Source organism: Pleurocapsa sp. CCALA 161 (assembly GCF_003003995.1).
Taxonomy (GTDB): domain Bacteria; phylum Cyanobacteriota; class Cyanobacteriia; order Cyanobacteriales; family Xenococcaceae; genus Waterburya.
On sequence record NZ_PVWF01000111.1, the window covers coordinates 1 to 14,862 of the forward strand.

Below are 14,862 nucleotides of genomic sequence, written 5' to 3' on the forward strand. Positions count from 1 at the left end.
GTGGTTTAGCTACCCTCGAAAAAGAATCAGAAACCCCTTTACAAGCTCTTTTAGTGGCGATCGCTGGGCCATTAGTCAGCCTATTATTATTTGGTCTGTTTACCTTTGTCGCCACAACAGCACCTTTAACTACAGCCTTTCAGGCGATTATTTCTCTAGTCGCCTATATCAATTTAGTTTTAGCAGCATTTAATATGATTCCAGGCTTACCCCTCGATGGTGGTAACGTGCTGAAGGCGATCGTCTGGAAGGTTACAGGTAATCCTAATAAGGGCGTAATTATTGCAGGTCGAGTTGGTCAGGTAATTGGCTGGATTGCGATCGCTCTAGGGATACTTTCTGTCATCGGTGTTAGTCAAGTAGGCAGTATCTGGACTCTCTTAATTGGTACTTTCTTATTACAAAATGCTGGTTTTGCGGCACAATCTGCCACTGTACAGGACAAATTAAGTCAATATACAGCAGGAGATGCAGTAATCACTGACAGTCCTATCGTCAGCAGCAATCTTTCAATTCGAGAGTTTGTAAACAACTTCGTGATTGGTAAAGAGCGTTGGAAAAAGTTTGTCGTGGTGGATGAAAATCAACAGTTACTTGGTTCTGTTATTACTGAAGATTTGAAACAGATCCACACCTCTGATTGGAACGATGTTCATCTAACGGAGTTAGTTAAACCTATTCTCGAAGCTGATATTATTGCTGCTGATACTTCTTTGCTGGAAGCAGCGAAGTTGTTTGAAACCACCCAAACTCGTGAGCTAGTAGTAGTTAGTGCTGTAGGCAAGGTTCTTGGATTGCTAGAGAAGGCTTCAATCATTAAATTAATGACTGAGTCGGAAAATATTAAAGACAAAGCTGCCATTGAATCGGCTCAGGAATCAGAAAAAGCGATCGTTAACTAGAACGAGTAGATATTGTAGGGGCGAACGGCCGTTCGCCCCTGCCTAATACTTGATTGGCTATATCACTCCCACTCAATTGTTCCAGGGGGTTTGGAGGTAATGTCGTATACCACTCGATTAACTCCCTTAACTTCATTAACAATACGGTTAGAAATGGTTTCCAACATATCGTAGGGGACTCTTGCCCAATCTGCGGTCATCCCGTCTTCACTAGTAATAAAACGCAGCACAATTGGATGAGCATAGGTGCGCTTGTCTCCCATTACCCCAACACTGCGAATAGGCAACAAGACGGCAAAAGCTTGCCAGTAGTCGTGATATACTCCCTGCTTACTGATTTCGTCCCGTACAATAAAATCAGCATCTCGCAGAATATTTAATCTTTCGGCGGTAACTTCTCCCACAATTCTAATGGCCAAACCAGGGCCAGGGAAAGGATGACGACGCACAATTTCTTCTGGTAGTCCAATTGCCCGCGCCACATTGCGCACCTCATCTTTAAAGAGTTTTCTGAGAGGCTCGACTAGTTTAAAACGCAGATCTTTGGGTAAACCACCAACATTGTGATGACTCTTAATTTTTACCGCTACTCTTTCTCCAGTTTTAGGGTCAACATTGCTGTCTGCCGACTCAATTACGTCAGGATATAAAGTTCCTTGAGCTAGATAGTCAAAAGGACCTAGCTTTTTAGATTCTGCTTCAAAAACCTGAATAAACTCATGTCCGATCCGACGGCGCTTTAGTTCAGGATCTGTAACTCCCTCCACCTGCTTTAAAAAGCGATCGCGTGCCATGACATACTCAACGGGGATATGAAACTGATTTTTAAATATTTCCACCAGTTTTTCTGGTTCACCCTTACGCATGAACCCTTGATCGATAAACATGCATGTTAATTGATCGCCGATGGCTCGATGAAGCAGAAAAGCTAGAGTCGAGGAATCTACACCGCCTGAAAGAGCCAGCAAAACCCGTTTGTCGCCAACTTTTGCCCGAATATCTCGAATTGACTCTTCTACAAAAGCTTCCGTTGTCCAGGTGGGTTCGCATTGACAAATATGGTAAACAAAATTGCGAATTAGGGCAATTCCCCCTTCTGAGTGAACTACTTCTGGATGAAACTGCACTCCAAATAGTTTTCGTTCGGGATTAGATATTGCTGCACAGGGAGTATTCTTGGTGTAGGCTAAGACCGAAAAACCTTCTGGTAAATTGGTACAAGAGTCTCCGTGACTCATCCACATGGTTGCACCATGTTCTACATTGGTCAGTAGATCAGTGGGATCTTGAATAAATAGCTCGGCTTTACCGTATTCTCCTAGCTTAACTTTTTCAACCGTTCCCCCTAGTTGCTTGACCATCAACTGCATTCCGTAGCATACCCCTAGAATGGGAATACCTAGATTCCAAATTTCAGGGTCACATTCGGGCGCATGGTCATCGTATACTGAGTTTGGTCCACCAGAAAGAATAATACCGCGAGGATCTATTTTCCTTAGTTCTTCAGCACTCGTTCTGTAAGATAAAACTTCTGAATATACCTGAGTTTCTCGAATTCTGCGAGCAATTAACTCGGAGTATTGAGAACCAAAATCGATAATGATAATTTTTTGACGATTAACCCGATCAATTAAAGAGTCAGAAACGAAAGCATCGCTGCTGGGAGAGAAGATTGGTTGTGTTTGAATAGTCACTATACTCTAGGAAGTCTGTGTAAGTAAATAGGTAACAAAGTGTAAAGAAACTTGAGATTTTGATACCAAATTTATATTTGGAGAGTTATGATTTTAGCGGGATGTTGTTTATTGAAAGATATCTATGTAAATATTTTCATAGATTAACATAATTTAGGTAGCAACAAAACAGCATTATCGCTTATTTTAATTACTTTCCTACTACGATCAAATAGGATTGAACCTATACAAAGTTTTTGTTCTGTATACTTGCAAATATAGTCTTGGCATTTTAGATCGATCGCCTGAGTTAGTTCTTGATAAACCAAGTCTACCCAGGCAGAATTGTCTGAGTCTTGATCGATTTGCCTCAATAAATTCAAAGCAGCTTCGGTGGTGGAGCAGTGGAAAATTTGTTGAGTCTGAGAAGTAGATAATCCTAACTTGGCGCAATAGGCGGTCATGATTTCTAATCTGCCATCAGCAAGATGATTGTGGGTGTGAAAAATTCCTCCTGCTAGCTTGATTAATTTACCGTGATAACCAAAGAGTAGAATTGACTTAACTCCAGCAGCAGCAGCAGTAACTAACATCGATCCGAGCCAATTAGCGGTTTTAATAATTCTTTGGGGATCTATACCAGATTTTTGCGCTAAATCGATGCCATTTTCACCAATACAAAAGACTAGATCATCAAAAAGTTTTGCCTTGGTTTTAATCTCTGCTTGATATGCTGACAATTGACTAGGTGAAGTTAAGGGCTGAACTATGCCCGTTGTTCCTAATAAAGACAGTCCTTCAACTACGCCAAAAGCTTCGTTAGAAGTTCGTTTAGCCAACTGCACTCCTTCTGGCAAAATGATCGTTACCGTGATGCTTTGATTTTGCTCCAGCAAAGGTTGCAAATTTGCCTTGATTAATTCTTGAGCATAACCATAGATTGCTGCTTGGTTTTGGTTATTTTGTTGCTGACCAATACCTTCTCCCCCTGCGATGGTGATTTGCTCTCCAGAATCAGAATTAAAACTTAGACTTACTTTCCCCCAGATAGGAGTATTGCGCGTTAAATCTAAATGATCGCCAGGATCGCTGCGAGTGATGGCGATCGCACAGTTATAATCAATTTTAGCTACCTGTTCAACGTCAATTATTGCCTGTTCTGTTGGCTTAATTAAATTTACCGTCACTTGTGAGGGTGAAGATTGTTGCTGGAGATGACGCAAAGCAGCGATCGCACTGGCACAAGCAAAAACAGGCAGAGTATATCCAGAAGGCATAAGTTAGGTCAGTTAATATAGCTCAATCTCACATTCTACAGCTTGGTTACGACCCATTTCTTTTGCTTGATACAAACCTTGATCTGCTGCTGCAATCAAGACCTCAAAATTTTCTTGTTGTAGAGACTTAAAATATTGATTTTGTTTGCTTTTTTTACAACTAAAAAAAATTAAGGAAAAAGCTTTTTAAAACGAGATTTTTGCTCACCAAAACTAAAGTTACTCTTCAAAAATATCGAGTTCTAGCTTATGATCGTCGGCATATTGCTTAGGCTGCATCTGCTCAATTCCAGTTCGCAATCCCAGGGCAATTTTACTGTGTTTTTCAATTTGTCCCATTACCTGTTTAGCCCTAGATATCACCGAAGAAGGTAACCCAGCCAGTCTTCCTGCTTCAATACCGTAGGATTTGCTGGCACCACCTGCACACACCTGATGAAGAAAGATAATTTTGTCTGCCATTTCTTTAACTGTTACCTGGTAGTTAGCTACGTTAGTCAAGATAGACGCTAATTCATTTAATTCATGATAGTGAGTAGCAAAAATAGTTCTTCCCTGGATATCGGTGGCTAAATATTCCGCTACTGCCCAAGCTATAGAAAGCCCGTCAAAAGTTGCTGTACCTCGACCAATTTCATCTAGAAGAATCAGCGAATTAGGAGTAGCATGATTGAGGATATTTGCAGTTTCGTTCATCTCTACCATAAAAGTAGATTGTCCTGTGGCAAGATCGTCTACTGCACCCACGCGGGTAAAAATGCGATCGCAAATTGCCAATTTAGCCTCAGTAGCAGGCACAAAACTACCAATTTGGGCAATTAACTGAATCAAACCAATCTGCCGTAAATAACAACTTTTACCACTAGCATTTGGACCAGTCAAAATAATCAAATCAGGGAATGATTCGCCCATTTGCGCCGAATTTGGTACAAAAAAACCTTCTCCTAAAGACTGTTCAACTACGGGATGTCTACCTTCAGTAATATCAATTTCTCGCCCCTTAAGCATTTCTGGACAGCAGTAGTTTTGATAGACAGCAATTTCCGCTAATCCTGCTAAAACATCGATCGCTGCCACAGCTTTGGAGATACTCCGAATTTCCTGGGCTTTTTCGGCAACAGTAGCTCTTAATTCACTAAAAATATCGTATTCGAGGTTGTTTAAATCATCTTTCGCCGTTAATATTCTCGTTTCGCGTTCTTTTAACTCCGAAGTAATATATCTTTCTTCATTTGTTAAAGTCTGCTTACGTTGATAGTTATCAGGAGCTTGACTAGCTTTAGAACGAGGCATACTAATGTAGTAGCCAAAGGTTTTGTTATACCCTACTTTAATATTAGCTACGCCGACTCGTTCTCTTTCTGTTACCTCCAGATTCGTCAGCCACTGCTTATCGTCTTCTAACTGTTGGCGAATCTCATCTAGTCTAGTATCAACACCGTCTTTAATTATCCCTCCTTCCTTGAGTAGCAGAGGGGGAGACTCTACCAAACGCTCGGTGACATAGATCCCCAACTGTTCTAACTCAGGGGGAATCTTATGTAAGGCTTTTAAAAAAGGAGCATTTCCATAGGAAGCGATCGCCGATAAGTCAGTTAATTTGATTAGAGATTCCGCTAAAGCTAGCAAATCTCGTGCATTTGCCGTACCAGAACCCACTCTGCCCGATAATCTTTCAATATCATATATTTTACGCAACATTGAGCGTAAATCCTGGCGCATCGAAGTATTAGCTACTAACTCTTTAATCGTATCTTGTCTGGCGGCAATTCCTTTTAAATCAACTAATGGTTGCAATACCCAGCGTCGTAAGGCTCTACCTCCCATTGCTGTACTAGTGCGATCTAATGCCCAGAGTAGCGAACCGTGAAATGTTCCGTCTCGTATGGTTTGAGTAATTTCTAAATTGCGCCGAGTCTGATGATCGAGAATCAAATAGTCTGCCAGACTATAGGTACGTAGGGGTTGTAATGGCACTTGATAAGCTTTTTGCGTATCTTCCACATATTCTAATAAACCTCCTGCTGCTCGAACTCCTAGAGGAATATCCCCACAACCCATACCTTCTAAAGAACTTACCTCAAAAGTATCCTTAAGTCTTTGACTGGCTTCAACTAAAGTAAAAGGTTGTTGCGATCGCAAAGAATAGCAAAAGCTGTCGGGTAAATAATCCGCTAAATACTCAGATTTTTCGCCAGGACGGAGCAAACCATTAACATCTGGTGCATTAGCAGGAATTAAGACTTCAGAAGGCTGTAAACGCAATAATTCTAAAGTTAAAGAGTTAAGTTCACTGGACTGGGTTGTAAAAAATTCCCCTGTCGAAATATCTGCATAAGCCAATCCCCAATGCTCCCCCGCAACTACAATAGCAGCCAAAAAGTTATTCTGACGCGATCGCAGCATCCCATCATCCGTCAATGTCCCTGGAGTAAGCAGTTTCTGAATTTCTCGACGTACTATCCTCTTTTCCGCAGCAGCTTCTTTAGCATCCTCAACCTGATCGCAGATTGCTACTGCATAACCTTTTTCCACCAGCATCGTGCTGTAGCGCTCTAAAGCATGGTGAGGTACTCCAGTCATCGCCACTCGCCCTAATTCTTTGCCCCCTTCTTTACTAGTTTGCACCAGTTCGAGTTCTCTAGCGATGGTGACAGCATCCTGAAAAAAGCATTCAAAAAAATCTCCAACCCGATATAACAACAATGCATTAGGATATTGTTCTTTTACTTCCACATAATGTTGGTACATTGGCGAAAGCTTAGACTTATCTATGTTGCGACAATCGGTAATAATGTTTCGATCTGTTTTATGATGCTTCTCAGATGACATGAATCTTTATCAATCAGGATTTTTACTACTATGACTTTATCGCACCAGATTGACCTCTTCAAATGTAATCTCGATCTGCTTCAAGATTTATCGCAATTAAAATTGATTTTGATCAAAAAGGAACTAGGTGAATCCTCTCTAATACAGTTGTTAGGCTGTTTTTTTGACTACGACTTCTCAAGTCTAAAGAACACCACTAGATTCCCCTTCACGATTTTTTCTTCTACCCTCCTCATTCCCAGTCTTTCCGCTACTTTTTTGGACTCAAGGTTTGGTTGATCGCAACTTGCTAAAATATACTCATAGCCAAGTTCATCAAAACAATACTTTATTATTCTAGTTGCAGCTTCAGTAGCGTAGCCTTTTTTGAGAGCTTTAGGCAGTATGGCATAGATTAACTGTGGCTGTTTTTCATCAAAGAAATACCACAGCCCAACAAATCCAATCACTTCACTTTCACCATTGATTCTAATAAACCAAAGACCGAATTTTTCTTCTTCAAAGTACTTTCTGCTCTGTTTGAGCATTTCCTCGACTTGTTGCCACGAAAAAATTGTGTCGTCACAGAGATACTTCCTCACATGAGGATCGGTAAAAATCATCTGGAGTGTGTTACACTCGCTCTCCAGAATCGGTTGTAAAGTTAGCCTCTGCGTTTTAAGTATCATAAGCCTTGAAGTCCAATAAAAAAGACGAGCTGTTATCCTCGCCTTCTCTTTAATTTAAACTCTTACTTTTTGTACAAACGTAATATAACGCTTCTGGGTTTTGACTCCTATTAACCTGGTTCTTCGTATTCAGGAGCTTTTTGTTTTTCAGGAATATTTATAGGAGGAGGATTATAAGCTTGTGGTTCGGTATCATCATCCCAAACATCATCATTAGTGACTTCCTCATATTCATATTTTTTTACTGGAGGCGCATCATATACTTTTGCTTCATAGACTTCAGACTCAGCATCTTCCCAATTATTCTCTTCGTAATCATCATCATAAGGAATTGCCTCTGCCTGCTGTCTCATCGGCGGTGGTGCGGTACGGGACTCTTGCCATTCGTCTTCATCCCACCGTTCCTCCATTACAGGCTCTCTTGTATCTACAGTGGTGGAGATCGGAGTACGTAGAGGAGTACCTGTGGGTAGTTGGTTTTCAGCTTTTATAGTCTGAGGATAATAGCCCACATCGTCTTTTTCCCAGGGAGGACGACCAATCCCCAAACGTTCTAATAGTCCAACGGAAATCTGTTCAATACGTTCTTCTGAACCTTCAAAGACAATCAGGCGGTTAGGGCCACTACTGACAACTTCTTCAATAGATAGCTCGTAAGTACTAATAAACTGCTCGGGAATTTGGGGAATACCCAAAGAAGCAATCACAATAGAATTAACCGCACCATTTTCCGCATCAAACTGAAAATCCCTAACTTTACCCAGAGGTTCACCAGCCTCGGTAATAACCTCACAGTTGACTAACTTACTATAAATTTCAACATCAATATCCTCAATGACGTTTTCATCTTCTACCAGAATCACGTCTCCAGTTTGACGAATACTATCAAGATACATATATTTGGGTATTCCAGAGACTGATAAGATGTTGTCTCTTAGTCCCAAAGCCACTATCTCTCTGCGGTCTATGTCTACCAAGACCTCTTTTACCACTCCTAATCTTTTACCAGTGTTACGGGCAATGACTTGAGTGTTAATAAATTCAGAGCGTAAATGTATGTTTTCAGTTGTCATGTTGCTGTTTGGTTAATGTAAGCTACTGCTTGCACCTGCTATTTATTAGTATTTTTAAAATCAGTCTTTGTTTCAAAATGATGCCATAAAAGTTGTCAAGACGATAATTTTATAGTTGGTGAAATTAGCACAACGTGAGTTTGATAAATTCATTCTAGCTAATCCCTAAACATTTGCCCTATTGGAGCATGAATACTAACTTTTGGCAATGAAAAGTTATTCACTACCCCTAGTCTGAATTAGCTACGCCCAAATTGATGAGTTTTCAACTCAAATAACTGAGTTACAGTTTTGCTTCAATCCATTGCTTAACAATTTCCACAACTTTTGTCACTGGTAAATCTTGAGATTCTTTAGTCTCTCGTTTAACTACCTCTACTTTGCCCTCAGAAAGCGATCGCCCTGTGACTACCCGATAGGGTATACCGATTAGTTCACTGTCTTTAAATTTAACTCCCGCCCGTTCTTTGCGATCGTCTAGTAATACTTCTACTCCCGCCTGTTTAAATTCTTCATAAAGCTTTTCCCCCACAGCCATTTTTTCTTCATCAGCAATATTGGGTACGATCACAATGACATGATAAGGGGCGATCGCCACAGGCCAAATTATGCCATCTTTGTCATAGGATTGTTCTACGGCTGCTTGTGCCAAGCGAGATACGCCAATACCATAACAACCCATCAAGAGGGGTTCTGTTTTACCCTGTTCGTTAGTAAAGTTTGCTCCCATTGCAGCCGAATATTTGGTACCAAGCTGAAAAATATGTCCTGCTTCAATACCCCTGGCACTGCTTAATGTTTGACTGGGATCGTGAACAGCGCGATCGCCAGCTTGAGCTTTTTGAATATCTACTTTAAGTTCAGGTAAGGTGAAGTTATCGCCCCAGTTTGCCCCCACAACGTGATAGCCCACTTCATTTGCCCCTGTGACAAAGTTTTTGACATTGACTACGGTTTGATCGGCTAAACGCAAAAATTGCTGCGCTACATTTTTAGATGTGCTGATATAGTCGTCATTCAAACTGGGTGCGATATAGCCTAAAGGCAAGGGTTTAGCTGCCCATTTTTTCTGGGCGGTGACATCAGGTACATTGAGAGCAATAATTGTTTTAGCTTGGTATTGGGGGGCAAGTTTAGTTAATTCGTTAGTTAGCTTAACTTCATTCACATCGCGATCGCCACGGATATTAATCAAGACTAAAACAGTCATGCCGTTATCGTAAATCACCTCGTATAAAACGTTTTTCACAATTATTGTGGGGGAACAGTTCAAGGTTTCGGCTAAGGTGGCAATAGTTTCCGTGTTGGGCGTGGCGAGTTTTTCATAGCTGCTAAAGGGCGACTCCGCCAGATCGGCAGGTAAAGATACTGCTTTTTCGGTATTGGCGGCATAACTACCATCTTCGGTATAAAGAATTTCATCTTCTCCCGCCTCTGCCAAAATCATAAACTCTTGAGATCCAGAACCACCAATTGCCCCCGAATCTGCCTCTACAGGACGAAATTCTAAGCCACAACGAGTCATAATATTGCGATATGCCCGATCCATCGCCTGATAAGTCTCTTTTAAACTTGCCTCATCTGCATGAAAAGAATAGGCATCCTTCATAATAAATTCTCGCCCGCGCATCAAGCCAAAACGAGGGCGAATCTCATCCCGAAACTTGGTTTGAATCTGATATAAATTTAGCGGTAGCTGACGATAAGAACGAATCGTTTCCCGGGCAATAGTCGTAATAACCTCTTCGTGGGTGGGGCCTAAACCCAATTCGCGATCGCTGCGATCGCTTAAGGAAAACATAATTCCTTCTGCCTTAGTGTAAGTATCCCACCGCCCTGATTCTTGCCAAAGCTGAGATGGTTGTAGCTGAGGCAACAAACACTCCTGCGCTCCTGTGGCATCCATTTCTTCTCGAACAATTTGAGCTACTTTCTGCAACACTCGCCACATCAAGGGCATATAGGCATAGATACCGCTACCGATACGGCGAATATAGCCAGCACGGAGTAATAACTGGTGACTGGGTATTTCTGCCTCTGCTGGAGTTTCTCGCAGGGTTACAAACAGCATTTTGTTTAGTCGCATGGTTATTTCCTTCGGTAAGATGGCGGAATTTTTATTTTATCAGTCGGTTGGAAGTGATTTTGGTTTAAAAAGTTTCATTCAAAGAAAGTTTTATTCAAAGTAGGATGAGAGTAACTAAGCAAAAAAATAAAGATAAGAAATTCAAAGAGCCTAATCTTTAAATCTCCTATCTAACTTACTTTTGATGGTACTAACTCAATCTTTAATAACTTTTAATTCTAGTTATAAACTTTACCGCCACCCCAAAGGATGCCGCGAATTTCAGGTTGAATTAAAATATGTCCCGCTACTGCCTCTAAATCTTCATCAGTCAGATTGCGCATCTTGGGATAAAGATCGGAGCGAGTAGTGTTGGGGTGGAATTCATAGATATCTTTCTCCCCATCATAGGTAGTGGGATTTTTGAGATAGTCTACAATACCTTCAACGTTGTCTCTGGCGGGATAAGCTCCAGATAGAGCAGTTAAACCTAAGTTGACGTTAGGATTAGTTTTGGTCGCACCACCTTTATGACAATAACTACAGTTCTCAACAAACACTTTTTGTCCTTGTTTAACCTGCTTCAAACTTAAAGTCATTTTGTCCCCTTTGTCATTTAGGGGAACAGTACGAATACTCTCATCAAGTTCCACTGCATTTACACTACCAACGTTAAATTGAATTACCAATAATAAGGCAGCTACCGCAGCAAGTAAAAATTTTTTCAACATTGTTCTCCTCAAAATTTGAATTTGATCGATGCTTAGGATCAACCTCTCCAACAAAGGATCGAATAGTCTCCAATTGATTACCATGGTCAGGTTTCCTGCCGATTGCACCCATTGCATTCGGGTAGAAAACGATCAGGCTTACCTGAGCCTTGGTCAAAACATCAGCATCCATAATCTCCAGCTATTTATTTTGACAGAATACTCAAAGGTTATAAAAAACAGTAAACAATCTTATCGCTCAGGATCAGTGGGGAACATGAATCATGATTCCTTTAACTAGCTTCTGAATTAGTTTTAGTAGCCAGAATTTCCATGATTATTGCTTTAGCATCTTCGAGTGCTAAACAAGTGCGTTCGTTTTTATAGTTGATTTGAAAGCGATCGCAAAGTTCAAATACGGCTTGTTCTTTCAAGCCATATTCTGCTGCAATATCAGCAATTGATAGTTCTGCAAAGCCCATAAGTACGGTCTATCTAAATCTTTTTAATGGAAGACTAAATGATTAATAAATGGTCAGACAGACCCCGCCGTAAAACAACGGGGCTTCCTCTGACTTCGTCATTGTTCAGTAATTATGTATTATACTAGGATTTCGTTTAAGCCGAGATGAGCAATAATACTCAGCTAGACCGTTTGCGCCCCAATAATAATAGATATCATCTCATTTAATAGACCCAACTGCGGGAAAAGTTTTTCGAGGCAAAGTAATACTTTACCTTTGCCGTTATTTACGAGGAAGTAAAAGGGAACGCAAATTTACGACCTTGCCAATAACAGCGATCGCAGGTGCTTGAAATCCTGTTCTAGCTATCTGCTCAACAATCGTGCCTAAAGTGCCAATCAACTGTGTTTGATCGGGTCTAGTACCCCAGCGAATCAGCGCAATCGGGGTTTCGGCGGTCATACCTCCTGTAATTAGACTGGGAATAATGCGGGGTAGATTATGAACTCCCATATAGATCACAATGGTTTCTGAACCTTGAGCGATCGCCTGCCAGTTGACTTCGGGACGATATTTTTCGGTGGCTTCATGTCCCGTGACAAAAGTAACAGAAGAATTATAGTGACGATGAGTAATGGGAATGCCCGCATAAGCAGGGGCTGCGATTCCTGAAGTGATCCCTGGCACAACTTCCACTTCTACTCCTGCCTGAATTAGATCGGCCATTTCTTCCCCGCCTCTGCCAAACACAAAAGGGTCACCTCCTTTAAGACGCACCACTACAGCATTGGTTTGAGCCTTAACTCTCAATAATTCAGTAGTTTCTGCCTGGGGCAGAGAATGACGGTCTTTACGCTTACCTGCATTGATTTTCTCAACTGTGTCTGGAATAATTGCCATAATTTCTGGACTAACCAAGGCATCATAAATTACGACATCAGCATGTTCTAGTAGAGTTTTTCCCTTCACCGTCAACAAGCCAGGATCTCCTGGTCCGGCACCAACTAAATAAACCTTACCGAGGTACTTTGATTGATTCATATAATACTAAATTGATTGATGGTTTAAGCTGACTGGGCAATTAATTCGGCAATAGCGGGGGTTGCCCCAAGGGGTTGCCCGAGCAGTAACTCGACGTGAGGATATTCCTGCTGTAGTTCGTCAATTTTTGTAGCGATCGCTTCAGTAATTTTGCCAGGAAATAAAAAGTAGGGCAAGATGGCAATTTTTTGACTACCTAAAAGTATTTGAGCTTTAATTTCTTGAGTAAACTTAGGAAAAGTAGACCAGTAAGCTACTTCAGCATGTAACTGCTTTGACAAGTTCTGATAGTATTCTTCTGCTGCCAGCAATTTGCTGCCATGGGCAATCAAGATGCGTGTTTTGCTCGACAATTCCTCGAATTGATTTGTCAGCAGAGCAACTATTCCCGAATATTTACCCAAATATGGAGATAATTCAATAGATATCTGATTGTCAAGCTGTTTAATAGCCAAGGCAATTTCAGCAGGAATATCTGACTGAACATGAGATCCTGGGGCGAGAAATAGAGGTAGTATCTTGATTCGTTTGAATCCTTGTAGATTTGCTTTTTGTGCAAAGTCGATTAGACTCTGGCTCAAAGACTTATCAGCCAACTCTAAAGCAGCTATTTCAATCAAAGGAGTTCGAGGCAAGTCTGAAATTGTTGGTTCAATCAATAATTTAGGCTCAAAATTAAACGAATTCTTTCCCAAGCAATTATCCTGAGTTAGTATGTGGTTGGATTGATATTTGGCGATTAACAGGTTTCTAAGTTTCAAAGCAGCAGTCTGGGTTCGACAGTCTCTACTACCGTGAAAAACTAACAAGTAAGCGCAAGATGAAGTCAAATAAATTACCGAAGTATAAGAGGTATAGTGTAAATTTTAAAAAAAAGCCTAGAAAAGCCTATATTTTAAAAATTATAGCTCTGAAAACAATTGATTCTGTAGTAAATGATATATTTTAAGTGCAAATATTAGTATAAATACTGATATAACTATCGTAATAATTCATAAGTTATTTGGTCACTATATAAAATCTAAATTCCTAACTGAAATAAAATATGTTGAGTAATAACTCTAACGATCAATACGTAACCAATTCTTCTGCATCGGGAACTCCTTCTAGAGATTCTTTGGATGTTAGTATGAGCGAATATTTAGTTAAAGTAAAAAGACGGTGGAAACCCGCTTTGGCTGTTTTTCTTTTGACTTTGGGAGTAACTGGATGTCTGAGCTTATTACAACAGAAAACATATGAGGCAGAAGGAAAGTTACTGTTTAAACAGAAAAGTGCCGCAGCCATAGGTGAAATTGGCAAGGAAGCAGGTACTTTAAATACCATTTTAAACGATCAGACTCCTTTGAGTACCCAAATCCAAGTCTTAGAATCTGAACCTGTAATTCAACAGGTAATTGATCGGCAAAAACTAACCGATCAAAATGGTGATCCTTTAAAACCAGAAGACTTTAGGAAAAAACTGGTGGCTGAAGTTGTGGGCGGAACCGATGTAGTGGGCGTAAAATATAAGCATCCCGATCCTAAAATAGCATCTAACGTCGTCAATACTTTGATGGATGTCTATATTCAGACCCAAATTGCCAGCAATCAGAGTCAACCTGGAGCTGCTAAAGAGTTTATTGATGGTCAGCTACCACAGATAGAAGCCAAGGTTAAGACGGCTGAAGAACAAATTTCCGCTTTTAGAGCGCAAAACAATATTGTTGACTTGGGGGAAGAGAAAAGAGGTTTAGTTAACAATCTAGGTTCGATTAATCAACAGATTACGGTTACAGGTTCTCAACTCCAGGGAATGCAGGCTCAATCTGCCGCTCTTCAAGGACAGCTAGGCTTAAATTTAGAACAAGCAGTCAAAGCTAATCAGTTGGGTTCTTATCCTGAAGTCCAAAGTATTTTGGATCAACTAGCACAAACCGAATCAGAGCTGTCAAAAGAACGTCAAAGGTTTAGCGACCAACATCCTGCTGTAATTAGTCTAAATGAAAAGAAAAGTAGTTTGACCCAGCAACTGAGAAATTTGATTGCCGTTAATGTGGGTGAGGGAGTTGATGTTTCTCAAGGTTTGTTGCGCAATGAAAATGGAACCAAAGAAAATCAGCTCGAAAAATTTATTAGCTTCAAAATTGAAGAGTTGAGTCTGCAAAAACAGGTTGG

At 40.6% G+C, this 14,862-nt stretch carries 12 protein-coding genes; 2 read left to right on the forward strand and 10 right to left on the reverse strand.

Annotated features, from left to right (window positions below; genetic code table 11):
- The coding region (locus C7B62_RS20020; RefSeq protein WP_106241295.1) for a site-2 protease family protein at positions 1 to 902 on the forward strand (902 nt) is incomplete at its 5' end.
- 62 nt (positions 903 to 964) lie between these two features.
- On the opposite strand, the gene guaA is transcribed toward C7B62_RS20020, so the two are convergent.
- From guaA to C7B62_RS20070, 10 genes are all read right to left on the reverse strand, one after another.
- Positions 965 to 2,590, reverse strand: a complete 1,626-nt coding sequence (gene guaA / locus C7B62_RS20025) for a glutamine-hydrolyzing GMP synthase (protein WP_370304089.1) — start codon at positions 2,588 to 2,590, stop codon at positions 965 to 967.
- A gap of 149 nt (positions 2,591 to 2,739) precedes the next feature.
- A complete protein-coding gene (cbiD, locus tag C7B62_RS20030; protein ID WP_106241302.1) occupies positions 2,740 to 3,852 on the reverse strand; it encodes a cobalt-precorrin-5B (C(1))-methyltransferase CbiD in 1,113 nt (370 codons plus the stop codon).
- 219 nt (positions 3,853 to 4,071) lie between these two features.
- Positions 4,072 to 6,603: a DNA mismatch repair protein MutS gene (gene mutS, locus C7B62_RS20035; protein WP_370304091.1), complete on the reverse strand. Its 2,532-nt coding sequence runs from the start codon at positions 6,601 to 6,603 to the stop codon at positions 4,072 to 4,074.
- Between the two features lie 248 nt (positions 6,604 to 6,851).
- Positions 6,852 to 7,352, reverse strand: a complete 501-nt coding sequence (locus C7B62_RS20040; protein ID WP_106241307.1) for a GNAT family N-acetyltransferase — start codon at positions 7,350 to 7,352, stop codon at positions 6,852 to 6,854.
- 110 nt (positions 7,353 to 7,462) lie between these two features.
- Positions 7,463 to 8,425, reverse strand: coding sequence for a PRC-barrel domain-containing protein (locus C7B62_RS20045; protein ID WP_106241310.1), 963 nt, complete (start codon positions 8,423 to 8,425; stop codon positions 7,463 to 7,465).
- 283 nt (positions 8,426 to 8,708) lie between these two features.
- The gene (gene proS / locus C7B62_RS20050; protein WP_106241314.1) at positions 8,709 to 10,511 is read right to left on the reverse strand and encodes a proline--tRNA ligase; all 1,803 of its coding nucleotides are present in this window, start codon (positions 10,509 to 10,511) and stop codon (positions 8,709 to 8,711) included.
- Positions 10,512 to 10,729: 218 nt separating this feature from the next.
- Positions 10,730 to 11,221 (reverse strand): photosystem II cytochrome c-550, encoded by a 492-nt coding sequence (psbV, locus tag C7B62_RS20055; RefSeq protein ID WP_106241327.1) that lies wholly within the window; start codon positions 11,219 to 11,221, stop codon positions 10,730 to 10,732.
- 272 nt (positions 11,222 to 11,493) lie between these two features.
- Positions 11,494 to 11,682 carry a translation initiation factor IF-2 gene (locus C7B62_RS20060; RefSeq protein WP_106241317.1) on the reverse strand — a complete coding sequence of 63 codons (189 nt, stop codon included), beginning with the start codon at positions 11,680 to 11,682 and terminating at the stop codon, positions 11,494 to 11,496.
- 264 nt (positions 11,683 to 11,946) lie between these two features.
- Complete coding sequence (gene cobA / locus C7B62_RS20065; protein WP_106241320.1) at positions 11,947 to 12,705, reverse strand: uroporphyrinogen-III C-methyltransferase; 759 nt, start codon at positions 12,703 to 12,705, stop codon at positions 11,947 to 11,949.
- Positions 12,706 to 12,728: 23 nt separating this feature from the next.
- Entirely contained in the window at positions 12,729 to 13,535 is an 807-nt protein-coding gene (locus tag C7B62_RS20070; protein ID WP_106241324.1) for a sirohydrochlorin chelatase, read from the reverse strand.
- A gap of 215 nt (positions 13,536 to 13,750) precedes the next feature.
- Here C7B62_RS20070 and C7B62_RS20075 point away from each other — a divergent pair.
- A partial coding sequence (locus C7B62_RS20075) for a Wzz/FepE/Etk N-terminal domain-containing protein (protein ID WP_233220065.1) occupies positions 13,751 to 14,862 on the forward strand: 1,112 nt, incomplete at its 3' end.